The following is a 26,158-nucleotide window of genomic DNA, read 5'->3' as shown; positions in this document are numbered from 1 at the left end:
TTTTAAGCTGAGATTTATAAGCTTATCAACGGTTAGAAATTAACTTCAGTGTCGTAGTAGCAGCACTTAAGCAATTCTTCCATCTCTTTTTGAGTCGGCTGCCGCGGGTTCGATCCTGTACATGCGTCGCTGATCGCATTTTTTGCAATGTCGGGAAGGCGTTTTAAGAAAACGTCTTCGGGAACAAAGCCTTTTTCCGTAGGATAGCTGTCGGCTCCGTAGTTTTTAATACCGTGCGGAATATTTAAGTCGTCGTTCATCTTGCGCAGCGTTTTAATAAGCAAAGAAACTTTTTCATCGTCGTTTTTGCCGCCGAGCTTCATGTGATCCGCGATAACTCCGTAGCGTTTTTTTGCTTCAGGATTTTTTGCGTTAAACGCGATTACCTTGGGCAAATACATGGCGTTTGCGGCTCCGTGAATAATGTGCGCGCCGTAATCGCCGAAAACCGCGCCCGTCTTGTGCGCCATAGAGTGAACTATGCCCAACAGTGCGTTCGAGAACGCCATTCCCGCCAGACACTGTGCGTTGTGCATGCTGTCTCTCTTAGCCATATCGCCGTTGTAGGAACCCACAAGATCGTTCTGTATCATATTGATCGAAAAGATCGCAAGCGGATCCGTGTAATCGCAGTGTGCCGTAGAAACATAGGCTTCTATAGCGTGGGTTATGGCGTCCATGCCCGTGTGAGCCACAAGTTTTTTCGGCATGGTTTCAGCCAGAGCGGGATCTACTATGGCTACATCCGGTGTAATTTCAAAGTCTGCAATGGGGAATTTAATTCCTTTTTTATAATCGGTGATTATGGAAAAGGCTGTTACCTCCGTCGCCGTACCTGAAGTTGAAGATATTGCGCAAAAATGCGCCTTTTTACGCAGCTTAGGAAGTCCGAAAACCTTACACATGTCTTCAAAAGTCGTATCGGGATATTCATATTTTATCCACATAGCCTTTGCAGCGTCGATAGGAGAACCGCCGCCTATGGCGACAATCCAATCCGGTTCGAATTTAAGCATGGCGTCGGCGCCCTTCATAACCGTGTCCACGGAAGGATCGGATTCTATACCCTCGAATACTTCTACCTTCATTCCGGCTTCTTTAAGATATCCGACCACCTTGTCAAGAAAGCCGAAGCGTTTCATGCTTCCGCCGCCAACACAAACCATCGCCTTTTTCCCCGTAAAGGTTTTAAGAACTTCGATAGAACCTTTACCGTGATAAATGTCCCTCGGTAATGTAAATCTCATAACAATGCCTCCTACTATGCATTCTGTATTAATTATAACACCGATCGAAGCGTATTGCAAAATAAATATTCAAAAATAATCAATTCGGTTCAAAACAGTTCATTTTGTCACCGGGCAACCGCAATCGCCGCGCCGGATTATTGTGAGCCACCGAGTCTGTCGACAGCGCGACCTCGCGTATTAAGATGCCGCTGCTTCGATAGCCTAAATCTCGATCCTAAGAATTTTCACCTTTTTTCTTTCTGGGAACAATGCTGAAATTTATCGTTTTTTCAGTTTCCATTCCCGCATCAAGTTTTATGTCCCAGCAAAAAGCCTCAGTCAGCGTCATTCCCGCTTTCACATTGTCTCCGCTCGCATCGGGGCGCATAAAGGATATTTGAGAATACGACAAGGTAGCGTTTTCGTTCGGTTCAAATATAAAAGAGATGTCGTTTGTCAAATCCGTAGTCTGCACTACGGACACATTGTTTATAAGCCGAGTGTCTTCCGCCGAGGCGTCAAGATCTTTGCTCACCGCCTTTGAAACAACTTTAAGGCTGTATCTGAAGGTTTCGTCCGGGCGGGCGAAATTTGACTCGACTACGAATTTTGCAAAAAGAGGGCTTTGGCTTTCATTTTTCAATATGTATTGAACCATCATGCCGCTGCTTGTCATAAAATAGTTTTTTAAAAGGCTGACCGGCTGTTTCATGACGGAAAACAGTCCTGAAGCTTTAAGACGGATCTCATTCCTTTTGCTGCCGAAACTCAGCTGTTCGTACTTTTTTGAGGAAAAAAGCCCTCCTCCTGTCGGGCGGTGTTTTTTGTAAAGGTCGAATTCATCGCCGTCAAAAAGGCTGTCTATAAAAAATCCCCGCTCGTATTTGTCGGAATACCCGTCGAATCGTTCTATGCGGCTCAAATTATCCGCGTAGTTGCCGGTGTTTTTCATAATATTGAATTCGAAAACGGTGCCGCCGTATAATCCTATGCAGGCGTTATATTGCTTCATCTGGCAAAGATATTCGTTAATTCCGTCACAGTTATAATCGAAATTCGTTATCGACTCGCGGAAGTCGGAAGAATCGCGCAAAAGTTTTTCCGCTTCGGCAAGGTTTTTATACGCCACAAGGCGCCGTCTGGCGTTGACGCCTATGCTTTCAGGACAACATATAAAGGTTTTGCCGTTTTGAGATTCCCAAAGTTTTTCGCGCGCAAGCTTTTTCCGCATTTTGTCGCCGTGAGACTGATTCAAAAGCATGCTCACGTAAAGCATTCTGTTATAAAGCGCCTGCTGTCTTGGATATGTGCGTAAAAAATCATAGATAGTAGCGGCGGTCTTTTTTTTATTGTTTACGGTTAAAAAAGGAATTGAAGACAACAGGGAGAATTCTTCGCTTATGCCAGCCGGTATGTATGCGGGAATAAAAGTTTTGGCGTTTCTGCGGCAGTTCAGCGGAAGCGACAACTGCACTGATTCGGTGTTTTTTATTTCATCGAGAAAATTTTCAAACCAGTCGTTTTTTAAAAGCTCCGCCAGTAAACGCTTTCTCAGGACTACAGGGACAATTCTGTCCTTTTCATCCGTTTCGTCTTCGCTGAAAAGTTCGTCTTTGGTATTTTTTTTTATCGTCGCCACCATGTTTTTTATGTATAAGGCCGGAGAAAGATCCGCATCGGGAATAAAATCTTTAAAATTCGAAAGAATACACAGGGTTTTTCCCTTGTCCGCAGCTATGATAGGCAAATAATACTGTTTTGAAGGCGGAATGAGAGAGCTGTCGAGAATCACATATTCCATTCCGCAAACTTGAAAACCTGAAACGAGCGAAGGATCCCAGCTGCTCGCACAAACCTGCAATCCTCTAGGCCGTTTGCCTATGGTCTTTCTTATTTCGGAAGACAAAAGCTCTATCTGCCCCGCCCTGTCTACGGGATACAGCAATGGAAAAACAGGATCGTAATATCCGCCGCCTAAAACTTCAACCTGTTTGCGTCCGCTCAATTCTCCGACCAGTTTTAAAAATTCGGGATAATTTTTTTTGTACCAGGAAATTTGTTCGCCCGTAAATGAAAATGTAATTTTACATTCCGGATGCGTGTATAAAAAGGATACGAGGGGTTTGTATATGAGCTTATAGTTTTTTAGAAAATTATCCGAAACTTCCGCCTGAGAATGATCTGAAGATAATACAAAACATATACTTATTTTATCCATAAAAAGTTCAAAAAGTCATAAAATCCGGCCGATAATTCTTATTCTATTATATAATCTGCAAGACGGCAAGCGCAAAAATAGAGCAAGTCAATATGGCAGAGCGGCCACCGCCGCACGGATCCGAGCGAGGGATAAGCGCTTTTTTCAACCGCCCTACCCCTTTCTATAAAAACACTTCAGGATTTAACCACGAAATATTCCAAGCGGAAATGGCGATGAGAATAATCGCCATGTTTATGTAAAAAAGGCTTATCGTATCGATATTTACCGGAGGCTTAAAAAAAGAGAAACGTTTTTTTAAAGATACGATCAGCAAATGTATGATGGAAAATGAAAAAACGCAAGCCGCGCCTATTACGGCGGAACCTAATACGCTTGAACTTTCATAGATTGAAAGTAATGAAAAAAGAAAAACGAGAGGAAATTCCTTGCAGGATACGTAAAGCTTTTTGTAGAATAAAAGATTAAAACCCGTAAACATGATAAAGTAAATTAAAAGCGTAAAAAACGGAAATAATTCACATATCGACAGGCGAAAAAGCACGGTATCCGTAAAAATTTTAGATAAAACCGCCGTAAGTTCCACGCTTACGAATACTTTAAGAAAATCATATGCAAGCGGCTTTATGCTCTTGTTTATGAAAAGCAGGCGGTCAAAGCCTATTCCGTAGACCAAAACTGCAGAAGAAATAAAAAGGTAATAGAAAAAACCGTTCATTTTTCCTCCAAAGATTTATCGTCCGCGAATATCGTTTTTTCTTTATTTTTTCTAAGATAAGGTATAAAACTCAGAATGACGGAAGAAAGTATTGCGGCGCCGGGAATCGAGGCAAAAAAATTCATAAAAGGCAGCACTGAAGCCGCCGGGATAAGCTGAAAAGAAAGTACACCCAGCGAGGACGGTAAGCTCAAAGTTCCGAAACCCAAAATGTCGCGAATAAGAGAAAAGCAAAATGTTACGGCGGAAAAGTAACCGGCGACGCGCAGATTTGATTTCAAATCCGCCTTGATCGAAAGCCCTTCAGGCCTGTGCAGCACATAAAGCATATACACCGAAAAGGCCTGTATGTAAGGAAGGAGAGCGAGCTGCAAGGCTATTACGGGCACAAGCATCATCAATACGAATCTTTCACATGTTACAAATGATACGAGAGCCAAAGGCATTATGACATGTGAATAAGAGTGAATATCGAGTTTTTTAAGTAAAAAATTAAGCAAAATATAAAATAAAAAAGCAAAATTAAATGTAATTATGAATATGATGCCGTAGGCCAAGCGGCCGGGCGCGGGAATCAAAATCGCAAGCAAGGTTGCGGTGCAAATCAAAAGTTTTTTATCTGTCATCTTTACCGTCCCGTGGTCAGTATTTCAGGATTCTTTTTCAGCCAATAAGAAATTGAAGAGTTTTTTGAAACAGCCGCAAGCCTTTTTGAATGTTCGGGCGGAAGGCACAAAAAATCTACGAAAGACGTTTTTCCGTCCGAAGAACGCATCAAAACGGCAGGATATTGTCCGTACAGAGTTGTGACGCCCATAATCACGGCGTAACCCGCATCCGCGTTATTCTTGTCCGTCAGTTTAAAAGCGGCGCCGCCGGAATAAAAACCTGATCGAACGGCGTATTGCCTTTGAATTTTATAAGTATTGGGATAATGAGCTTCCAAAACTTGACTTACGGCTTTTTGCAACCCCTTGTTCCAAGGATTTTTTGCCAGCAGCATAAGAAGAATCATTACCGAAAATAAAAAAAGCAATATCCCGAAGCCTAATCCGATCTTTTTTATGTTTTTATGTTTTATTTGATCCATCATTCAAATCCTTTTTTAAAATCGTCTTTCGAAATTTGCCGCTACCGGTAAAAACAATAATTTCTTTTTCTGAAAGGATCTCCATTTTTCTTTTTGCAAGAAAATCTTCCGCCTGCTGATAAAAAAGGGAAACTACGTTTGCCAGAATCACAGTAAAAACGGATCCCGCGGGAGACGTTCCGCAGCCTACGATAAAAAAAGCTATTATTCCGGCTGAAATTCCGTAGAAAATTTTTCCGGTGCGGGAAACGGGAGCGGTTCCGAACCAGCTTAGAAGAAAGATCGACGTGAACAGAGTTCCGCTTGACATAAGAGCCAGTATTACATCGCCGGAACCGGGCATCCCGCCGTATGCGGCCGGAGAAACAAAATAAACCAAAAGCCCGTATACGGCGATATGACATGCGGGAATGATAACGGAAACAAAATCGAAGGCAAAAAACACTGCGGAAGTTATCAATGTGATAAGATTAAATCTGAACGCCGGTATTACGGAATTTGAATCCCAAAGTAAAGATATATATCCTTCGGGAATCGAAAGCCCGAAGACATTGAAAATTTTTTCATTAAGAAACAGAGTAATCTTCGTATCAAACGGTAAAACGGGAATTTGACCGTTTTGAATCAAGATAAGAGACGGATTGTGCGAAAAAAGATTTTCACCCGTGACTAGAAAAGAAGGAAATGCCGAAATGTTAAAAAGCCATGCCAATGCAACCGTCACTGCAGCAGGATTTATCCACGGATGCGAAAAGCCTCCGAAGGCATATTTAAAAATCAAAAGAGAAAATAATGTAAGAAAAAAAACCGAAATCACAGGATATCCGGACGGCAAAAGCAAGCCTATGATGATCCCCTGAACGAGCGACAAAACTACAAAGATTTTTTTCTTTGACAGCACGGAATTTATGCTTTCGGCAGACAGACTTCCGATTACGGAAGAAAGTATTACATACAGCGACGACACGGTTCCTGACAACCACAGCATTACAATTTGCGGGATCAAAAACAATAAAAACGCGGATACGGTATCGCTTGAAGAACATGAAAAATGAACGAAAGGTCTTAACTTAAAATTGTCTTTTATCAAAGAAGGTATGTTCAGATCATTTAATAAATCGTTTTTCATGACTGCGACTCCTTAAGGGTCTCTATCGCCTGACTCAAAGGCAATCTGGAAGAACACACGGCATTACACAAGGTACAGCCCATGCATAAATTTGATGCTTTCAATAAGGCCGCTTCCATTTTATGAATGTTGTTAAGCATTTGATTGAACAAAAGGTCAGGGCTCAACCCTGAAGGACAAACGGAGCGGCATTTTCCGCAGCGCACGCATTCGTTCGGAGTAAAAAACGGAAATTTGTAGGATGACGCGAATGCGACGGATTTTACGTTTTTTGTTATGGGTACGGATCTTTCTGGCGCAAGATAACCGGTGAGCTGCCCGTTTATGATTATCTTTGAAGGATTCTTTAAAAATCCTCCGCACTGCGCCGATAAAAAATCTATCGTCGATCCTAAGGGGAGTCTCAATATTCCCGAAACTTTGAGACAGTCGCCGTAAACGTATACGTATTGATTTATGACCGGCCTGTGAAGTTCTATCGCCTCATACAGATGAATCAGCGTAACGCTGTCTACGAGCAGATCGTAAATATTTATTTTTGAAAAAATTTCATCGTTTTGAAGTTTTTTAAGTACGGTTTCAATAAGTATGCGCTGAAAACCCGCCGGATAATCCGTACAATCCACGCCGACATATTTTACGGGAATTGAATTAAAAATATCGTAATTTTCGGTTTCTTCGGCGGTGTTTTCGGGGCTGGGTAAGGCGTCGTTATACGCAAAGACAATACCCGAAGCGTTCATAGCATAGGCAAGTATGGCGGCTCCCTTTTTTATTCTGTCAAATCCGGTGTTGGTGAGAAAGGAATCGGTACGGCGGTACGGATCTTCGTCAAAAAGTCTTACTACAAGGACATTTGAAGCTTCTTTTTTTTTCGTTTTTATCTGGGTTGCAAGCGAAAAAGGTTTGTTTATGAAAAAAGTGTTTATCACGCCGTAATAGGAGATCATTTCAACTATTTCGGAAGGAGAAATATCCGACCACTTATTCGGTCTTGATTTTTTACCGCGGTAAGAAAATTTCCCTTCGAGCATAATAAGCACGGCGTCGCTTTTTTTGCCGTCGAAAAGCGGTACGGAAGAAAATCCCGTTACAATACCGGGTATGGGCGAATGAATTTGTGCAGCCAAAGGTTCAAGCGGATCCTGGCTGCGCGCGATAACCTGCCCTTCCCTTACGCGGTCTCCTTCCGAAACAAGCAATTTATAGTTACCTGATCCTTCCATATCGATCGGAACGGTCACTAAACGCGGTAAAAAAGAGTCTATAGCTTGATAAGAAATTTCTTCATTTGTTTTTTGCAGTTTTATCATTTTTTTCTGTACTTAGCTCTTAATGTTACCACTTATCAATTCGCATTCAAATTAATCGGTGGTTCCTTAATATAAAAAAAATCAATACGGCCGAAGAAATCATAAATTCTATCAGCAGAATAATAAAATCACGAAAGCCGTTCCCGCCCGATAAAGAATATACGGCCGCATCTGCTTTTCCTTGTTTTTTCAAAATTTTTTCCAACGCCGTATCCGGCAAGCCGTCAATATTTTTAACCGTTGAATCTATAAACGCCTTGTCAAAGCTAAAGACAACTTCGTTTTTCTCTCTTATGACGTCTCCGTCTCTTTCATAACGAGGAATAATTACAGCATCTCCGGGTCTGACATTTCCGGACGCGGAAGCCTCGTCGTGCAAAGATCGATATGGATATGTCTTTGCATACCAATCGGACGCGACATAGTCCGTCAGCGAAATAATCGACGTTTTATTATTATACCGCGCCGGAGCGGGCAGCAACAAGTCTTTTGAGCCTTTCGAGGACAAAAACCTGGATGAAAAGACGGAAAGAACGAGAAAAAGTCCCGTGATAAGCGCACAAAAATACATAAATAATACGGTTTTACGGGTTGTCAGTCTTATAAACTGAGACGGCAATATCAACACCATGCTGAACGCCGATTTTTTTGCGCGATAAATTTCATAATCGTGTAACAAATTTTCTGCGGCAAACGAAGCCGATAAAGCGGCGATAAATATGATTCCGCTTGAAAAAGAAGAAAAAAAGCACAAAACGACAGGCAATATTGTAAATAAAACCGCATACCGGCTGTGCAAAAGCACGTAAAGGCTTTCATTCCTTCGGCGAAGATCCTGTAGCGCGTAAAGTCCGTAAAGCAAAAGACATACGGCGCCGATACGCGAGAGCGAAGGCCTGCTCAGAGCAAACAATAGCGGGAAAAAAGCCGTTACGAAAAAAAACGGCCGCGATTTTGAAAAAAAACACAAAAACGAAGCAAAAATAAAGCACACAACGAGCGGAATCTTCGGAAAGTCAGCCTTCGAATCAAGATACGAATTCGCATTATAATCCCGATTCAGCGTTCTAAACGCTTTTTCCGTCGAAGCCGAATATCGTTCGGGTATATAATAAAGCTGAAAATCATCATTTTTATCGAAGAAAAATTCTTTTTGTCTTTCAGAATAAGACGGCGTTTGCACTTTCTTTTGTACGGGACTGTAAGGCGAAGATTGCATTTGCGGTTGCGACGAAAGCGACACGACGGAACTGCAGCCTGAATTATTTAAAACATAAAGAACGTCTTTTTCGGACACGGTTTTTGCAACCGCAAGAGTCTGATAGCCTGTCCATAATTTTTTATGACTCACGCGGCGAAAAGCGAACAAGGCAACAAGGCTTAGAAAAACAATTGTAAATGAAATTACGATATTCTTTTTTATCCGCATATTTTAGGATCACAGTACACTGAAGGCGGTGCCGATAAAAAACCCCAAAAGGCAACCTACAAAGACTTCCATAGGCGAATGTCCCTGAACTTCTTTTATCGGTTTAAAATTCGACAATTTTTTTTCATTCATTATCTTAATGATCTCGTTTAACCGTTTCGCCTGAATTCCGTTAGCCCGCCTTACTCCTACGGCATCCCGTATCGTTACAAGAAAAAAACAAAGCGAAAGAATAAATATATCGGAATCGACGCCGGATCTGTACGCTATAGCTGTGGAAAGGCATGCTACCAGCGCCGAATGGCTCGACGGCATACCGCCCGTGCGCCAAAGCAAAAGTTCAAAAAGCTGCTTAAACGAATGTATCTGGCCGTAAAACAATTTTATGACGGTTTTTATGAATTGAGCACAAAACCAGCTGAAAACACAGGCTATCACGATCGGGTTGGAAAAAAGAAAATGTAGTTTTTCACCGGCATACATAGCAACTATTTATTTTACCGACAGGGAAAGTTTTGTCTAGTAGCGGGTATTTATTTTTATCACTATAATGAAAATATGGACTTTAAAACTTTTTATTGCGGCAAAGACGACGAAGGCAGGCGTCTTGACAGAATAGTAAGAAAGTTTTTAACGGAAGAATCTCTTTCGATTCTTTACAAGTCGATAAGAAACGGATTTATAAAAGTAAATAAAAAGACGGTAAGCCCCTCTTACCGTGTGCGGGAAAACGACGCGCTTTTTATTGCATCCTCTCTGGCCCCCGCCGTAAGCGTTGACGAGAGCACAGGACGTTTCCCGCCTAAAGAGCGCTACCCTGCATTTTCAAAAGAGAATACTATTTTTAAAAATGAAGCTATAATTGTGATAAACAAACCCTACGACGTTTCCGTGCAAGGCAAAAATTCTCTTTCCGATCAAATCGTCAGTATTTGGAAAGAGAAAAAAAAAACAAAAGGTATCTCATCTCTTTCATTTATTCCCGGCCCTTTACACAGGCTTGACAGAAAAACGACGGGAGTACTAATTTTTTCCCAAAATCTTAAAGGCGCACAGTGGTTTTCAAGCGCCTTTAAGCATAACGCGGTAAAAAAAATATATTTGGCGCTTTTGCAGGGCAAACTTGATAAGCCGGTGTTTTGGCATGACAGCATCGAAAAAAAAACGGATAACGACAAAAATTTTCACACCGTAAACATTGTAAACGATAAAACCGAAGCCGGAAAGCCGGCCGTCACAAAGGCGGAGCCGCTGTCTTACGGGCTTTATGAAAACATTGACGTAACGCTGGCAAAAATAACGATAGAAACCGGAAGGACGCATCAGATAAGAAGCCAGGCCGCCTTTCACGGATTCCCGCTCTTAGGCGATACGGCTTACGGAGGAAAAAAAATAACGGCCGACAGGGATTTTTATCTGCATTCTTATGCCCTGCTCCTTCCCGAAGACAATCCGTTAGCCGTTCCACAAAAATTAATCGCATTTATTCCGACAAAATTTGAAAAAATGTTAAGTAAAACCTTGATAAGTCCTCTCCGTATTAATATAATCTAACTAACTATGAAGTCGCTCAGTGATTTTTTTCAAAAATTTACAGGAATAACGGTATACGCCCTTGTGGGAGAAAGCGGAACCGGAAAAAGTTTTCGCGCCAAATTGCTCGCCCAAAAATACGGGCTTACTGCCATCATTGACGACGGACTTCTAATTCAAGACGACAAGATCTTGGCGGGACATTCGGCTAAAAGAGAAAAGACCTACATGGGCGCCGTGCGGGTAGCCTTGTTTGACGACAAAGAGCACCGCGACGAAATAGCTAAAATGCTGCACAAACTGCGCATAAAAAAGATTCTGCTTTTGGGAACCTCCGAAAAGATGGTCATCAAAATAGCGACGAGACTGCAGCTTCCCCCTCCTTCAAAGATAATAAAGATCGAGGACATCGCATCGCGCGAAGAGATTGAAAAGGCGATCCGTTCAAGGCAGATAGAAGGCAAACATATTATCCCCGTTCCCGCTATAGAAATAAAACGCAATTATCCGCAGATATTTTATAACTCTATCAAGGTGTTTTTTAACCGTAAAAACATATTTCATAAAAAAGAAGATTCCGCCTTGCAGCCTTTTGAAAAATCCGTCGTCCGTCCGGAATTTTCAAAAAAAGGCAGGATAAGCATATCCGAAGCGGCGCTGACGCAGATGGCAATGCATTGCGTTTCCGAATGCGATCCTAAGATTCGTGTAAAAAAATTTACGATAAAAACCGACAGTCACGGTTACAGGTTTATAATAACGATAGACGTTCCGTTCGGTAATCAGCTTACAGGAAAGATCCACGCTCTGCAGCAATACGTTATAGACAATATAGAGCGCTATACAGGTATTCTGGTAGAAGAAGTAAGCATAATCATCGATAAAATTACGGGAACGGAAAATATATAAACGGTGAAAGCGACGGGGAAATCTTTTTAAACCTTTTGACTTTCGGAAATTTCGTATTTAGTCTTTACCGCCGATTTAGCGTTATCGGAGCCGAAAGTTTTTTTCTGCTTCCGTTTTTTAGACGGCTGCATTGAAATTCCGAGCGTTTTTAAAACTTCCTTTATCGCAAATTCGAGTTCGGTTCTCTGCGGATTCATCGGCAGAACGAAATTTCTGCATTCCGTCCACGTAACGGCGTATAATTCGCTCGCGGAAGGATGAAGCGCAGCCTCTTTCTTCCAGTCGGTAAGCTCGTAAATAAAATCGTAGATCAAATAAAATAATTTTCGCCCGAGCCTTACGTCCGTTTCGCGGGCAACAGTTTCGTCAAGTTTTTTAAGACTTTGAAGATATTTTTTTTCAAAATCAGGTCTTGCGTACATTATTGCCGTAGCGGAAGGCTGTAAATACATGTATAAGTCGGTTTGAAGCGCTTTCGAGACTATCTCAAACGAATGTCCGCTACCTATTATTTTTTGAAGCTCTTCCGTAAGCCTTGACGGCGACACCGACGAAAGAAGATGAGCCGATTTTAGAATTTTTCGTTTAAGAAAAAAAGGAAGGCGGCAGCCGGTAGCGGCGGAATACTTTATCGCGCGGATCATTCTGACAGGATCTTCGACAAAGATTCTGTCGATTTTTATTACGGGTCTAATGATATGTTTTTTTATGTCCCGAACGCCGTTCACATAATCTATGACGTGTTCCGTAAAAGGATCATAATACAAGGCATTCAGCGAAAAATCCCTCCGTTTTACGTCTTCGTCCATAGTTCCGAAACTGTTTCCGACCGAACCGTCTATTATGGAACGGAATGTGCTTACTTCAAAAATCTTATCTTCAAAAAAAACATGCACTAATCTGAAACGCCGGCCGATTATCCTTGAATTGCGGAAGATTTTTTTTATGCGCGAAGGAGTTGCGTCGGTGACTATGTCGAAGTCTTTAGGAGTGCGATCCAATATGAGATCACGCACGGCGCCGCCGACTATATAGCTTGAAAAGCCTGAGTCTTTTAAACGCTCAAGTATATACAGCGCATCCGGATCTATTTTTGAAAGCTGTATTTTATGTTCGTTTTTTGTGTAGATTACGGCTTTTTTTACAGGTCTGCCGTTTTCGTCTGCAGAATATCGGATTAACACGCTTATTAATTTACCTACTCTTTAAAGACATAGTCAATAGGCTTATTTAAGCTCGCCGGTTTTTATCCAAAAAAGAAGATCGCCGAAAACGTCGCTGCGGTTTATTTCGTTTATAAGTTCGTGTCTGCATCCTTTATAAATCTTTATGGAAGCATTTATTTTACCGCTTGCTTTGTAAATTTTATAAAGTTTTTTTACCGCCGAAGAATACAAACCTACAGGATCATCCTCCCCTGAAATAAAAAGTATCGGCATCGTACAAGGAATGGAATTTATGTTTTTTTGCTTGCGGACGAAATTTAATCCCCAAAGCAGATCGTAAAAAAAACCGAGAGTGGGCATAAAATTGCAAAACGGATCTCGGTCGTATTTTTTGACCTCCTCTTCGTCCTTTGATATCCAAGAATGCGGACTCGAAGGCTCCTTTATTTTTTTATTGTTCATCTTAAAAAAAAGCATGTTCACAAACGGCGCACATTCTTTTGCGCCGAACAATTTTTTTGCCGTTCCCACCAAAAAAAGCCCCGTGTAAATAAGTTTTGCAGAAGGAAAAGCCGTTCCGCATAAAACGCATTTTTGTATGATGTTTCCGTATTTTTCAATGAACGCCTGACCTACAAAGGAACCGAACGAATGTGCGAACAAAATTATTTCTTTTTCAGGGTAATCTTTTTTAAGTTTTTCGATCACTTCGCGAAGGTCTTCAACTACGGCCGTAAAACCGTCCTTTTCAGCAAGAAAGCCTAATTTTCCCTTGTTTTCATTTTGGGCTTTTTCGCCTGTTTTACCGTGCCCTCTGTGATCGTGAGCAGAGCAAACATAACCGTTTTCCGTCATAAATTGAGCGAGAACTTCATATCGGGAAGCGTGATCCACCATACCGTGACTTATCTGAAAAAGCCCGCGTATGTCTTTGGAATCACAATCGGGTATCCACCTTATGACCGAAACTTGGGCTCCGTCGCGCATAGTTTGAAAAAAAGTTTCTTTTTGCATACTCCCTCTTTGTCCGATTATTTGATAATATATAGCGATGTCGTCACATAATATTATAACCCGAGAAATGGTTTTAGGCGGAGACTGTATAGGACAAATCGACGGAAAAACGATATTCGTCCCTTTTGCCGTTCCCGGTGAAAAACTGAAAATAGAGACAGTGTCTTGTAAACGCGACTATGAAACTGCAAAAATAGTAGATATTCTTGAAAGCTCCGCGCACAGAATAAAACCTCCCTGCAAATTTTATGAAATTTGCGGCGGCTGCAATATGATGCACATAGAAAGCTCCTTTCAGCGCCAACTGCGGTCGGATATGCTTAAATCCTGCTTTAAACGCGAAAAAATTGAAACACCCGAGATAATCGCCTTATACGATAAAGACGGCGGGTATCGCTGCCGCTTCCAATTTCATGACGGAGGGCTTTCGATGCGGCAATCGAATACGGTAGTCCCGATCGACAGCTGTTTTATAGCAAGCGACGAGATAAACGAATGGCTTAACGCCGTACCCCAAGAGCAAAGACCTAAAGGAAGGATTCACGTATTCGGCGGAAGTTGCGTAGTCGACGATACTGAATCATCTGGAGCGACTATGGCGTCTACCGCGGCGGCATCTTTTTCCCGCCTAGGTCTTTCCAAAGCAGACTCAAAAGCGCCCAATCGAAAATTTCCCCGCTTGCTGATCGAATCTCCGGAACTTATTCCTTCTTCCGGCGGCGCAGGCGGCGATGCAAATAATTTTTACAGGTCGGCACCTAAGACGTCAAAAAAGAAAAAAAAGGCCGTAAATAATTTTTTTTCAGGGACGATATTAAATCATTCCAATATTGCGACCGTCGTCATTTCAGGGAAAAAAATAGTCTTCGATATACGGGGCTTTTTCCAATCCAACGTCGGCGTTTTAGAAAAGACGGTAGATATTTTATGTTCGGATCTTTCGGGAAAAAATGTTCTCGACATGTACAGCGGAGCGGGAACTTTTTCGGTGTTCCTTGCCGACAAGTTTGAAAAAGTCACTATGGTAGAGCATAACCGCGACGCGATGGTATTTGCAGAAATAAACATGAAAGGAAGACCCCATGCCGCCTACGGTTTAAGCGGCGTAAAATGGGTGTCAGAACACGCTTCTGCGATAGTAAAAAACGAAGGGAACTTTGACGCTGTGGTAATAGATCCGCCCAGAAGCGGGATAGAAAGAGAAGTTCTTTCATGGCTTTGCAAAACACATCCTTTGCGTATACGATCGCTTTCGTGCGATCCTGCGACGCACGCCCGCGACGCGTCTTTTTTTGTGAAGGCGGGATACAAACTTTCCAAGTTGTATCTTTTGGATTTTTATCCTCAAACGTCTCATATCGAGAGTTTAGCCTTTTTTGACTATTCCAATCCGTATTAGGTTAAAATGAAAATTAAAACTTTTTTTATTTTTATGTTTTTTCTCGCTTTTAGCGCTTTATCTGCGGAAGCTTTTGAAAGCTCAGTGCCGAAGGAAATTGAGCTGCAAGAGATTGAACTTGACAAAAGGAAACCGTCATGGACAAAGGTTTTCGGCGGAAAGACGGTGAAGATGCCGGTGCTGTTTTCCGACGGAGCCGCGCTTTTACACGACGGAAACAAAATTTGCGCCGTATCCGAAGACGGAACAGAACTGTGGCAAAAGAAAATTTCAGGAATAAGTCAAAAGACCGTATTCGGCGCTACAACGAACGATTTTTTATATTTTTCGGATAAAAACAACGTGCTTCACATAATAAATCGTTCAGGATACACGGTTTTAAAGATTGGTCTGCCTTTTATTCCCATAAATACGGTAATCGAAGGCTTCGACGGATGCCTCTTCATATTCGGGGAACAGTACGTCGGCTGTTACGGATTAAACGGAATATGCAAGTGGTACATACTTACGCCAAAACAGAGTTCTTGTCCGGCGCAAATGCTGCAGGACGGAAGCATTCTTATTTTTTTTGAAGGAGATAGGAATACAAAGGCCTTTGCTACCAGAATCGGCCGTTTCGGAGAAGAAAAGGAAAAATTTGTTTTTGATGCGAAACCTCTAAAAAGCTGCAGTTCCGAAGACGGCGTTTATGTTCTTTTTTCGGACAGAACGGTGACGCTCTTTTCTTGCCCTAACGAAGATGATGAAAACGTTGAAACAAAGTCCCGCATTCTTCCGCCTTTGATCAACATTGATATTTTGGGGTCTTCTTTGTTTTTTGCATGCGACGGCCGAACGGAAGATTCTCTTGTGATTTCCGATTCCAACGTATTGTTTTCTTTTGCATTTTCATCAAATTCAGTATTGAAAAAAGTAAATTTTAATATGAAAGACTTAAAAGACGAACGGTTCGTTTCGGACGGAAGTTTTTTGCTGTATTGTACCGATTCGTGGGAAACAGTGTTTTACCGATTTTCCCAAACATCTAAAAACAAACCTATAAAAATTCAAAAAAAATATAAAATCCCGAGCACAAAATATGAAGAATACGAGCGCCTTGCTGCGGTTGAAACCGAAAAAAAACTTTCAGGCGGATATTACGGTGCAAATGAAGAAACGTATATATCCGAATTGCAAGGTTTTATAGAAGCTTATCTGGCTTTTCTAAGACAAAAAATCACGAACGTTCGCGCCGAACCGCCGGAATACACAAAAGATATTCAGTATTTGGCGGAAGTCTTTTCGAATCTCGGTTTATACGGAACGGATGTGTTTACGCAGCTCACCGCTGAACTAATATCCATGGAACGCTCCAGTCCTCTGCTTATAATTCTTATAAACGCCGCAGGCGACATAGGCTTTGACGGTAACAGGCAGCTTTTTTTTGCAATAAGAAAAAAAATTGCGGAATTTTCAGGTCAGTTTGAAAATAACGACGCAATGATCGCGGCGTGCTGTCAATCTTTATACAAGCTAAGCCTTTTTATGGGAAAAAAGTACGCGGACGAATCATGCAGTCTTATTTCAGGATTATTGCATCCCCGCTACGGAAAAAACATAAATAGAACGGCAAAAGAAGCTCTTATAAAGATTTCGGACTTAAAACCTTAAATAAAGTGTATGGGACCAATTCTCCAATTTACTAGGCTGTAATATACTTAATGTAGCCGCAAAATGGCGCCTGCATAGTAAAATTGCCGGAAAGAAAATCACGGCGCTCTGCACACGCTCTGTCCACGCGCTTCCTATTTTAGCGGAAAACTATTATTATCGAATCGAATAAAAGTCCATTAGACTGACGGCTAAAAGGTCGCTCGTGAAAAAATCAACACTTGAAAACAGGAGTATAATGAAATGGTAAAAAAATACAATAAAATATTTCCTCAGTGCGAATTGGGAGAAAATTCCAGATGGAATGAATTCGATCAGATGTTCTATTACACGGATATTGTAAACGGTGTCGTTTATAGAACGGATTTAAAAAGTGAAACGGCGGAATGCGTGCTGAAAACAAATTATCAAATAGGTGCGTTCCTTTTCGATTCTAAAGGAAATATTTTACTTCTGACGGAACAAGGTCTTATCTATGCGTATAAGGACGGAAAAAACTATACTCTGTCGGATAAAACATACATCAGTTTTTCTTTTAAACCGGGAGAAAGATTCAATGACGCAATCGTCGATTCCAAAGGAAGAATTCTTGCCGGAATAAAAAAAGAATCTAACAGCAACGGCCGCCTTATTTCCATCGATAAAAACGGAAATATAAAAACGCTTCTTACCGGTCTCGGGATAAGCAACGGAATGGGATTCGATGATAATTGCAAAATTTTTTATCACACGGATTCTACAACGGCAACAATCACACGGTGGAATTATAATTTGGATACGGGAGAAATCTCAAATCCTAAGGCCGTGATTTCGGATTATCCTGAAGGACAAGTTCCGGATGGCATGTGTTTGGACAATAACGGCGACATAATAAGCGCCTGCTGGGGCGGATCCTCCGTTTTACGAATATCAAAAACCGGTAAAATACTGGAAAAAATAGAACTACCGGCAACGAATATCTCATCAGTTTCGATCGGCGGTAAAAACATGGACACATTGTTTATAACATCAGCATTCAGCAACCTAAAAAAAATCGAAGAAGCGGACGGTTTGTGTTATTATTTAACAGACACAGCGATTAAGGGTAAAAAGGATTATTTAATATAAATTTACAAAAGAGCGCAATTTGAATTACTGTCCTAAAACATGCGCGGAGCGTGTTTTACAACTGCGGCTGAGGAGTATTAGATGAGTAAAGTATGCATTGTGTACAGTTCAACTCACAAAGGAAACACCGAAAAAGTGCTTTATAAAATAAAAGAAAGATTTCCTGAAACGGTTCTTATAAAAGCCGGCGATTTTACAGACGATGTCTTTGAGAGTTATGACACGATAGGTTTTGCTTCGGGAATTTTCTACGGAAAACTTTCAAAACCCGTCGACAAAATATTTGACAAAGCGCTTGATAGCAGCATAAAAAAGATATTTTTTATCTATACTGCAGGAGTGGTCAATGCGGGCTTTGAAAAAGCACTGCGAAAAAAAACCGAACAAAACGGAAAGATCTGTATGGGCATATTCGGCTGTAAAGGCTTTGACACATTCGGGCCGTTAAAGCTCGTCGGCGGTTTAAATAAAGGAAGGCCTAATGAAGACGACTTTAAAAACGCGATTGATTTTTTTGAAAAAAATATCATGCATCGGTGATTCAATTGTAGCTTTATCTTCCATATTTCAATAAATAAAATACGTTCGGTTGTAAGTTATATTCCGCTTTTACAAATTTCATAAAGAAACTGGAATAAAAATCTTTCTCATAGTATAATCCCTCAAAGAGGTCTTAAATGAAAAATGCATTTCAAAAAATTGTTTTTTTATGTGCCGTAGTATTAATAAATTTTTCAATGCTTTTTGCATTGGAAGTCAACAGAGATGAAATCACAAGCACAAGAGCGGAAACGGTCATTTTTGAAAACTATACGGGACCTCATTCCGTGATCGAATCGGTACAAGCGATAAAAAATATAGGAAGAAAACTTGGAAATTCACTGTCCAATCCGGCTGTTTCTGCAAGAATAGGCAGCGGCGGAAGATATTACGTTATCCATGCGGTAGATTCCAACGTAAAAGAAAAATTCGACGCCGATATTTTTGTTCTGGAGCCGTCGGCGTCAGTCGATCATATTGCAAACCTGAGAAGGATAATTTCTTCCTATCTGTCCTCCGCATATAATTATTCCGAAAGCGACGCCGATACCTTATCCGTTTTCATTACCGTTTATAACGCAGTTTACCGCGGCAAAATCGATTTTTTCAAAAGCAAATACAAAGATGTTGTAACAAAAGAATTAACGCCGGAAAAAGCCGGTCTTGCGTTGAGCTATACGCAATGGCCGGGAATGACGCAAATCGTAATTCCTCTTTCGGATCCTGTGTCGGGCGGGCTCAGCACGGTTGACACGTCCGCTATAAGCGACTCAAACGTAGTTTCTTCCATGCGCGAAGAAAGCGACAAGGGAATCGATGTGCGTAAAAACATGGTTGAAATAAAAGAAAAAGAAGCCGCCGTGGCCGAAGAAAAAGCTCAGGCTGCGCAAAAACAGGCCGTCGAAGGTCAAAAACAGCTGAAAGCCGATCAGGAAAAATTGGCCGAACAAAAAAAAGAAGCCGAAAAAGCGCAGAAAAAAGCCGAAGCTGCGCCCGGCAATAAAAATTTGCAAAAAGAAGCTAAAGCTGCAGAACAAAAAGTGGCGCAAACCGAACGAAAAATTGAAGAGCAAAAACAGAAAATCGAAGAGAATGTGCAAAAAGCGGAAACGGAACAAAAAAAAGCCGATACGAAGAATTCCGAAGCCGTAACGGAGAGAGAAACCATTGCAAAAGATCAGCAACAGCTGATAAACGCCATGGCGGCAAATGAAAATGTTCCGTCCGCGTACGCTCTGCGCCTTTACAATGAAGCAAAACGGCTTTCCGTGCTTGTGAAAGTCAATAAAAAGACGGGCGAAATAATAAACGAGTCTCCTGTGACCGTTATTCGAAACAGAGCGGTCTATCCTGCAGGAGAAAATTTTACGGCGATAGCCGGAGAAAATACCGGAAACGGAATTGTAAAATTGGTCCTGCTTGATAAAGAAAAAATGGAAATAACCGCCGAAAGTCAGGAAACCGTAGCGGAAGATTCGGTTCTTGTAGAGCACAACAATGAACTTTACTGTGTTCTTTCGGAAAGAAATAAATTTTACGTTGCAAGGTACAACAAGGAACTTAAACTTCTTGCAAAATCAAGCACGGCCGTAAAGAGCGGAACGCCTATAACAGTTGACGAAAAAACTCTTTATGTTACCGACGAAAGCGGAAAGATAGCGCTTTTATCCGCTTCCGATCTGAAGCCCGTAAAATAGCAAAAAGGTTTACTATTTTGCAATGTTTTCAAAGCGCGTAACTGAAGGCAAAAACAAAAGTTCTACATCTCCGATAGGACCGTTTCGTTGCTTTGCGATGATCAGCTTCACATTTAAAACTTGCTGCTGCTCCGTCTCATCGGCTTTTTTTCGTTCTCTGTGAATGAACATTACGACGTCGGCGTCTTGCTCGATAGAACCCGAACCTCTGAGCTGGGCAAGATTGGGTTCGTTGCCTTCCGCGTCCCTGGCAAGCTGACACAAGACAACTATGGGAATGTTCAATTCACGCGCCAAGGCTTTCAGCGACTTTGAAATTTCCGAAACCTGCTCATAAACTGGAGCTGCTGAGTTTTCAGTAGTAATAAGGCCTATATAATCCACAAAAATTATTTTTACCTGCTGATTTATAACCATACGGCGCGCCATCGCGCGAAGATCTAAAAGTTGCATATTCGGCGTATCGACGATGTACAGCGGCGCCTGATAGCAAAGCCCCGCCGCGTCCTGTATCTTTTGAAGATCCTGCAATGTCAGCATTCCGGATCTGATTTTTCCGCCTGGAACGCGCGACACTTGAGATAAAAGGCGCTGCCCGATTTGCGCGTAGGACATTTCAAGCGTAAAAAAACCGCATGGGATTTTTTTATCTACGGCTATGTACTGTATCATTGAAAGAGCCATAGCGGTCTTTCCCATCGAAGGGCGCGCTCCTATTATAATAAGCTCCTGATTTTGGAAACCGCTTGTCATGCTGTCCAAATGCAAAAATCCTGAGGGGATTCCCGTATAACCGCTTTTATTTTCTATGCGTTTTTCAATCAAGGCTATGGTATCGTTGACCACCTGCTTCATACCGTTGATTTCGGTAGTTTGATTTCTTTCTGTGATATTAAAAATCTTCTTTTCAGCCTCTTCAAGAATGTGCTTGCTGTTTTTTGTCTCATCAAAAGAAGACGCCTTTAATTCCCCCGCTATAAGGATAAGTTCTCTGCGGATCGCCGCGTCCATCACTATGCCGGCATAATAATCTATATTTGCGCTTGTCGGCACCGTATCGGTAAGCGCTGCAATATAAGCCGTTCCTCCTGCCTGTTCAAGTTCGCCGGTTTTAGTCAGTTCATTTATTAACGTCAGCGTATCGCCGTGGATGTTTTGCAGCGCCATGGAAATCATCGCTCGGTAAATCGTTTTATTTTGAACGGAATAAAAATTATCGGGTTTTAAATATACCGCAACATCGGATATTGCGCCCCAATCCAAAAGAAGAGCGCCCAAAGTGGCCTGTTCGGCTTCAAGATTGTGAGGAGGAATTTTATCTTTTAAAACCTTATCCATGACAAGCTATCCCAAAACCGACTGCGCGGCAAAACGGTTAAAGCCTTCCAAATCGACAACCTCACCGAAAATTCGAACTGAAGCTCCAAGCGCCGCGCCTATTTAGCTGCGTATTCAGCGGCGCCGGTTACTATTTACAGTGCCGAAGGTGTTGCCTCCTCCCCTAAAATGCGACATTACTGAAAATATCAATTTTAGAAAATGACGCATTCGTGCGCTCTTTGTGCACAATAATAAAGGCCGGACTCACATTTATGCGTTGCCGGCCTTCGATAATTAAAACGGAAAATCAAGCCCAAGTTCTTTACGAAAAACTCGCGGCAAAATAATTTTTTATTATGAAGAGACAGCTTCGCTTCCGCTTTCGGAAGTTTCTTCCTCTACAGGCTCGGTCTTTGCCTCTTCAGGCTTGGGCTCAGATGAGGCTTCCTCGGTCTGCGTCTCTGTGCGGGCTTCTTCGGAGAAGCGGCGTCCTTTTTCTTTCTTTTTATCGGACGGCGACGCTTCAGTAGCCGTTTCCTGAGCTTTTACGGTCAGTTCAACCGTCGCAGTTTGCGCTTCATACAGTTTGATCGTAACATGATACTTGCCGGTAGACTTGATCGTAACGCCGGGAATTTCGATGCGTTTGCGTTCGATTTCAAAACCGTTTTTATGCAAAAGCTCTGCAACGGTCAAAGCGCTTACGGCGCCGTAAAGTTTTCCGTTAGATCCGGCAGGCATTTCGGCCACTAATGCGGTCTGTTCAAGTCTTTCTTTAAGACTTGCGGAATCCTTTCTCTTTTGTTCTTTGCGCGCTTCGATTTCAGCCTTGCGTCCTTCAAAAATAGCTACGGTCGCTTCATTGTAAGGAACCGCAAGCATGCGCGGTAAAAGATAGTTACGGGCGTATCCGTTCGCTACCGATTTTACATCCCCTTCTTCACCAAGATATTTTACGTCTTTATTAAGAATAACTTTCATTTTACAAGCTCCTATTTTTTTTAAAGGCTGCGTCACCAGGAGTCGGATCGCTTTGCCTTAATTTTATTTAGTCGGCTACAAACGGCAAAAGACAAATCGACCTTGCTCTTTTAATCGCAACGGCGAGTTCCCTTTGGTGCTTAGCGCATGTGCCTGTGATGCGGCGCGGAAGAATCTTTCCCCGCTCCGTAGTATAGCGGCGCAGCGCATCCGATTCTTTGTAGTCGATCTTTGTTTTATTTGCACAAAAACGGCAGACTTTTTTATGAAAAAAAGTTTTTCCGCCCTTTCCGTGGCCTCGTCCTTCGTTTTCACGTCCGGAATCCTGCGCCACAACAGCGTTCATATCGTCGTTTACTACATCTTCCATTGCGATATTCTGTATTTCGTCAGACATAATTTTCTCCCTATAAAACTTAAAAAAATATACGGATATTCTTTAAAACGGAATATCCTCGGGGAAAGCGCTTGCATCGGTGCCGAATGAATCCATATTGTTATCCTGCATAGTATCCTGTTTGGGTTGGAATTTCGGAACATATCCCCCGCTCTGTTGATTGGATTCCGTTTTTCCGCCTAAAAGCTGAACATTCGTAGCTGTAATCGTTACCCTGCTGTTTTTTTGTCCGTCTTTTTCCCATCGATCCTGCCGCAGATAACCTTCAACGGCAATCTGTTTGCCTTTTGTCAAATACGGTTTAAGGCTTTCCGCTTGTTTTCCCCATATAGTCACGTCAAAATAACTTACTTCATCCACCCATTGATCGCCGTTTTTACGGCTGCGGTTTACGGCAAGGCTGACATTAGCGCGCGCTTGTCCGCTGGGAAGGTATCCGAAAGAACGCTCATCAGTACCGACGTCACGCGTAAGCCTGCCGATAATGGTTACATGATTAAGATCTGTCATTTTTACCTCTGTGCATGATATAAATTATTTATTGACCTGCGCTTATCAAATCAACGCGCTTTTTTTTCGTCAATCCTAACAAAAAGATACTTGAGCAAATTGGCATTCAAATGAAATTTCCTGTCAATTTCCTCTAGTTTTCCGGGATTTATATTTAATGAAAACAGAATATAACGGCCTCGGTTTTGTTTTTTTACTTCATAGGCCAAATCACGATCACCGTACGGTTCTTCTTTTTCGATTTCCGCGCCGAATTGCGCCAAATCGGAGCGAAGCAATTCCGCACCGTTTTTTGACTTCTCCTCGTCTACCGGGAAGACAGCCATAAGCTCATACTTTCTCATATTAACTCCTTATGGACATATGGAAGCCGCATACGCAGCTCCAAGGGGGATTTTTAAGATAACCTAATGATATTGATTTTAAGAGCGACAGTCAAGGCGAACTTTCAGGAATTTCAATAAGTCGCCTCCCGATTCCGCCGCCCTGCTTTTTCAAAAACAAGGATTTTTCCATGCGAGTTGCGGATATGGGACTCAAACATTCTATCCCCGATTGACCACAACACTTTATCTACTATAATATTAGCTGATGAAAATACGGCCGTTGAAAAAAAATTTGTCATTCGCTCTGTTTTTTTTAATCGCTATGTGTTCGTGCCTACCTCTGTTTTCATCAGGAAAAAGAAACGATATCGCCGATACGGTAAAGTCCGGCTCTCAAAAAGAAATAAAAAAATCATTGATGAAGAATATCGATCTTGTTTATTACAAGGCGCCCGGCACGAAAAACAATCTCTTGCACATCGCTTTGGAAGCCGGCCGTGAAAAAGATATTGTCGCGCTGCTTTTGAAATTCGGAGTTTCTTCATCATACAAAAACTCGGAAGGCGTTACGTCTCTTATGTACGCGTGCAAACACAACGATCCTGAAATTGTAGAATTGATATTGGATTTTGACAGATACTTTTCATGGCAAAGACGGCGATTCGCTTTGAAAAAAGACAAAAACGGTCTTACCGCGTTCGACTATTCGTCGGAGAATCCTGAAATTCTTTCTCTGTTGGAAAAAAAGACAAAGTATATTTACGCAAGTGCGGCGGAAAGCGGATCTTCTTTATCTTTAGAAGAAGCCGTGCCGGCGATTGCGGGTGAAAATGCCGTCATAGGCGCAGGAGCGGCTGCAGGTGCTATAATACTAGCCGCCGATCCGGCTGAAAACGAAACGGCTTCAAAAAATTCCGAAACGCAAGATCCTTTAGCCGCAAAAGACAATGCGGAAACCAATACCGAAAACAATATAGAACATTCCGCCATGGAAGCGGGAACTATTGCAGCTGCAGCCGCCGCGGTTACCGGCGATAATGAAACGGACGGTCTTGCCGAAAAAGATTCATCCGGCGGGGAGCAGGACTATTCCGACGGCCTTGAGGACAGCGTCTCAAGCGGATTTTCTTTAAGCAATGTGTCCGTGTCCGCCCGTTTTTTTCCCGTTTATTTGTTTGACGATTTTCCTGAAGAAAAAGAATACGATACAAAAACGGCCGACAGAATTGTAAACGCAAAAATTACAAGTAAAGCCGACGCAAACAAAGCCGATAAACACGGCCGCACACAGCTTATGAAGGCCGCAGCCGACGGCGACACCGATCTCATAAAAAACCTCATATTTTCCGGCGCAAATGTAAACGCTTCGGACAGCGACGGATGGACTGCGGCGATGTGGTGCGCTCGATACGGCGGCGACTATTCGTCGTTAAAACTTTTATATGAAAACGGCGCCGATCTCAAGCTTAAAAACAAATACGGCATTTCGGCTCTTCAATTGGCTTCATGTTTTTCAAACAATGAAAATATAGTTTATCTATTGCTTGAAGGCAGGTCTCCGGACGAACAGGAAGTAAAGGATTCTTTTATTTCGGCTATATGCTCCGACAGGTCTCCCGCTGTAATCGACGCCTTTCTAAAAAACAAACTTGCTATAAATCAATTTTACATAGACGGAAAAACACCTCTCATGCTTGCAGCTGAAAACTGCTCCAAAAATGAAACCATCGCTTTTTTACTCCAAAACGGTGCCGAAAAAAGTCTGAGATCGAGGGAAGGCAAAACCGCTTTTGACTATGCAAATAAAAATAAAAAACTTGACAGAGATAAAACATACTGGGCTTTAAGTCCGAACGGCGGATTTTAATGCGGATCACAGGAGGAGTTTTAAAAGGGCGCATAATAAAGTGTCCTGATGGCATAATACGCCCGGCGATGGACCGCATGAGGGAATCCGTCTTTGCAGTGCTCGGAAATTTGGACGGAAAGTCTTTTCTCGACTTGTTTTCAGGATCGGGAACGATTGCAATTGAAGCTGTTTCACGCGGAGCTAAAAAAGTCGAACTCTGCGAGAAGGACAGATTAAAGATCCGTACGGTTTTGGATAACGTGTTTATAACGGAAAAAGAGATGGGCGTTAAAATTCAATGTCATTTTACGTCCGTGGAACTTTTTGTAAAACGCTGCAAAGATAAATTCGATTATATCTTTTTAGATCCGCCCTTCCCGTACAAATTTCACACAGACCTTATCGAACAGATATATAAACGGGATCTTTTGATTGAAGGCGGCACGGTTTTGGTTCACAGGCCGGAAGAACACCATATGCCCGACACTATAGCGGCATTTAAACTTACCGACCGCCGCGTTTACGGCCGGTCAATAGTCGACTTTTATCAAAAATCAACGCCGGAGATTCAGGGCGAAACTGCAAACGGCGTAAAGTAATTGTTTACAGCGACGAAGAATTGAATTCTTTGCAC

Annotated in this window: 25 protein-coding genes; 9 read left to right on the top strand and 16 right to left on the bottom strand. The window is 42.1% G+C overall.

Going from position 1 to position 26,158, the window contains the following annotated elements:
* Nucleotides 1–32: 32 nt before the first annotated feature.
* From HRI96_RS06065 to HRI96_RS06025, 9 genes are all read right to left on the bottom strand, one after another.
* Nucleotides 33–1,247, bottom strand: coding sequence for an iron-containing alcohol dehydrogenase (locus HRI96_RS06065; protein WP_210116519.1), 1,215 nt, complete (start codon nt 1,245–1,247; stop codon nt 33–35).
* 217 nt (nt 1,248–1,464) lie between these two features.
* On the bottom strand, nt 1,465–3,447 hold the full coding sequence (locus HRI96_RS06060) for an alpha-amylase/4-alpha-glucanotransferase domain-containing protein (RefSeq protein WP_210116518.1): 1,983 nt from the start codon (nt 3,445–3,447) through the stop codon (nt 1,465–1,467).
* Between the two features lie 163 nt (nt 3,448–3,610).
* Nucleotides 3,611–4,165 (bottom strand): hypothetical protein, encoded by a 555-nt coding sequence (locus HRI96_RS06055; protein WP_210116517.1) that lies wholly within the window; start codon nt 4,163–4,165, stop codon nt 3,611–3,613.
* A complete protein-coding gene (locus tag HRI96_RS06050) occupies nt 4,162–4,791 on the bottom strand; it encodes a hypothetical protein (RefSeq protein ID WP_210116516.1) in 630 nt (209 codons plus the stop codon). The genes HRI96_RS06055 and HRI96_RS06050 overlap by 4 nt, the downstream gene beginning before the upstream one ends.
* Nucleotides 4,792–4,793: 2 nt before the next feature.
* Nucleotides 4,794–5,258: a hypothetical protein gene (locus HRI96_RS06045; RefSeq protein ID WP_210116515.1), complete on the bottom strand. Its 465-nt coding sequence runs from the start codon at nt 5,256–5,258 to the stop codon at nt 4,794–4,796.
* Nucleotides 5,236–6,384 carry an RnfABCDGE type electron transport complex subunit D gene (locus HRI96_RS06040; RefSeq protein ID WP_210116514.1) on the bottom strand — a complete coding sequence of 383 codons (1,149 nt, stop codon included), beginning with the start codon at nt 6,382–6,384 and terminating at the stop codon, nt 5,236–5,238. Before HRI96_RS06040 ends, HRI96_RS06045 begins: the two co-directional genes overlap by 23 nt.
* Nucleotides 6,381–7,697: a 4Fe-4S dicluster domain-containing protein gene (locus tag HRI96_RS06035; RefSeq protein WP_210116513.1), complete on the bottom strand. Its 1,317-nt coding sequence runs from the start codon at nt 7,695–7,697 to the stop codon at nt 6,381–6,383. Before HRI96_RS06035 ends, HRI96_RS06040 begins: the two co-directional genes overlap by 4 nt.
* Before the next feature lie 46 nt (nt 7,698–7,743).
* Nucleotides 7,744–9,126, bottom strand: a complete 1,383-nt coding sequence (locus tag HRI96_RS06030; RefSeq protein WP_210116512.1) for a hypothetical protein — start codon at nt 9,124–9,126, stop codon at nt 7,744–7,746.
* Nucleotides 9,127–9,135: 9 nt separating this feature from the next.
* Entirely contained in the window at nt 9,136–9,609 is a 474-nt protein-coding gene (locus tag HRI96_RS06025; protein ID WP_210116511.1) for a divergent PAP2 family protein, read from the bottom strand.
* A gap of 75 nt (nt 9,610–9,684) precedes the next feature.
* On the opposite strand from HRI96_RS06025, the gene HRI96_RS06020 reads away from it, so the two are divergent.
* Nucleotides 9,685–10,680, top strand: a complete 996-nt coding sequence (locus tag HRI96_RS06020) for an RluA family pseudouridine synthase (protein ID WP_210116510.1) — start codon at nt 9,685–9,687, stop codon at nt 10,678–10,680.
* Nucleotides 10,681–10,686: 6 nt separating this feature from the next.
* Nucleotides 10,687–11,568 (top strand): hypothetical protein, encoded by an 882-nt coding sequence (locus HRI96_RS06015; RefSeq protein ID WP_210116509.1) that lies wholly within the window; start codon nt 10,687–10,689, stop codon nt 11,566–11,568.
* A 26-nt stretch (nt 11,569–11,594) separates the two neighbouring features.
* On the opposite strand, the gene pcnB is transcribed toward HRI96_RS06015, so the two are convergent.
* Nucleotides 11,595–12,752 (bottom strand): polynucleotide adenylyltransferase PcnB, encoded by a 1,158-nt coding sequence (pcnB, locus tag HRI96_RS06010; RefSeq protein ID WP_210116508.1) that lies wholly within the window; start codon nt 12,750–12,752, stop codon nt 11,595–11,597.
* A 42-nt stretch (nt 12,753–12,794) separates the two neighbouring features.
* On the bottom strand, nt 12,795–13,748 hold the full coding sequence (locus tag HRI96_RS06005) for an alpha/beta fold hydrolase (RefSeq protein WP_210116507.1): 954 nt from the start codon (nt 13,746–13,748) through the stop codon (nt 12,795–12,797).
* Nucleotides 13,749–13,785: 37 nt separating this feature from the next.
* Here HRI96_RS06005 and HRI96_RS06000 point away from each other — a divergent pair, with 37 nt between their 5' ends.
* The 5 genes from HRI96_RS06000 to HRI96_RS05980 all read left to right on the top strand — a co-directional run bounded on the left by HRI96_RS06000 (nt 13,786) and on the right by HRI96_RS05980 (nt 20,141).
* Entirely contained in the window at nt 13,786–15,147 is a 1,362-nt protein-coding gene (locus HRI96_RS06000; RefSeq protein WP_256729166.1) for a class I SAM-dependent RNA methyltransferase, read from the top strand.
* Between the two features lie 6 nt (nt 15,148–15,153).
* Nucleotides 15,154–16,797, top strand: a complete 1,644-nt coding sequence (locus HRI96_RS05995; protein WP_210116506.1) for a hypothetical protein — start codon at nt 15,154–15,156, stop codon at nt 16,795–16,797.
* Nucleotides 16,798–17,040: 243 nt separating this feature from the next.
* Complete coding sequence (locus HRI96_RS05990; protein WP_210116505.1) at nt 17,041–17,904, top strand: SMP-30/gluconolactonase/LRE family protein; 864 nt, start codon at nt 17,041–17,043, stop codon at nt 17,902–17,904.
* Between the two features lie 81 nt (nt 17,905–17,985).
* Nucleotides 17,986–18,444: a flavodoxin domain-containing protein gene (locus tag HRI96_RS05985; protein ID WP_210116504.1), complete on the top strand. Its 459-nt coding sequence runs from the start codon at nt 17,986–17,988 to the stop codon at nt 18,442–18,444.
* Nucleotides 18,445–18,581: 137 nt separating this feature from the next.
* Nucleotides 18,582–20,141 (top strand): P83/100 family protein, encoded by a 1,560-nt coding sequence (locus HRI96_RS05980; protein ID WP_210116503.1) that lies wholly within the window; start codon nt 18,582–18,584, stop codon nt 20,139–20,141.
* 12 nt (nt 20,142–20,153) lie between these two features.
* Here HRI96_RS05980 and dnaB read toward each other — a convergent pair whose 3' ends face one another.
* From dnaB to rpsF, 5 genes are all read right to left on the bottom strand, one after another.
* A complete protein-coding gene (dnaB, locus tag HRI96_RS05975; protein ID WP_210116502.1) occupies nt 20,154–21,479 on the bottom strand; it encodes a replicative DNA helicase in 1,326 nt (441 codons plus the stop codon).
* Between the two features lie 336 nt (nt 21,480–21,815).
* On the bottom strand, nt 21,816–22,442 hold the full coding sequence (gene rplI, locus HRI96_RS05970) for a 50S ribosomal protein L9 (RefSeq protein ID WP_210116501.1): 627 nt from the start codon (nt 22,440–22,442) through the stop codon (nt 21,816–21,818).
* 67 nt (nt 22,443–22,509) lie between these two features.
* On the bottom strand, nt 22,510–22,839 hold the full coding sequence (gene rpsR / locus HRI96_RS05965) for a 30S ribosomal protein S18 (RefSeq protein WP_210116500.1): 330 nt from the start codon (nt 22,837–22,839) through the stop codon (nt 22,510–22,512).
* Between the two features lie 42 nt (nt 22,840–22,881).
* Entirely contained in the window at nt 22,882–23,349 is a 468-nt protein-coding gene (locus tag HRI96_RS05960; protein ID WP_210116499.1) for a single-stranded DNA-binding protein, read from the bottom strand.
* A 50-nt stretch (nt 23,350–23,399) separates the two neighbouring features.
* Nucleotides 23,400–23,693, bottom strand: a complete 294-nt coding sequence (gene rpsF, locus HRI96_RS05955; protein ID WP_210116498.1) for a 30S ribosomal protein S6 — start codon at nt 23,691–23,693, stop codon at nt 23,400–23,402.
* Nucleotides 23,694–23,940: 247 nt separating this feature from the next.
* Between rpsF and HRI96_RS05950 the strand changes: the two genes are divergently transcribed.
* Both HRI96_RS05950 and rsmD read left to right on the top strand, forming a co-directional pair.
* Nucleotides 23,941–25,542: an ankyrin repeat domain-containing protein gene (locus HRI96_RS05950; protein ID WP_210116497.1), complete on the top strand. Its 1,602-nt coding sequence runs from the start codon at nt 23,941–23,943 to the stop codon at nt 25,540–25,542.
* Nucleotides 25,542–26,123: a 16S rRNA (guanine(966)-N(2))-methyltransferase RsmD gene (gene rsmD / locus HRI96_RS05945; protein ID WP_210116496.1), complete on the top strand. Its 582-nt coding sequence runs from the start codon at nt 25,542–25,544 to the stop codon at nt 26,121–26,123. Before HRI96_RS05950 ends, rsmD begins: the two co-directional genes overlap by 1 nt.
* Nucleotides 26,124–26,158 lie beyond the last annotated feature (35 nt).

The organism is Treponema parvum, assembly GCF_017893945.1.
Classification (GTDB): domain Bacteria; phylum Spirochaetota; class Spirochaetia; order Treponematales; family Treponemataceae; genus Treponema_D; species Treponema_D parvum_A.
The sequence above is the reverse complement of the archived record's forward strand: the minus strand, read 5'-3'. Positions and strand labels throughout refer to the sequence as shown.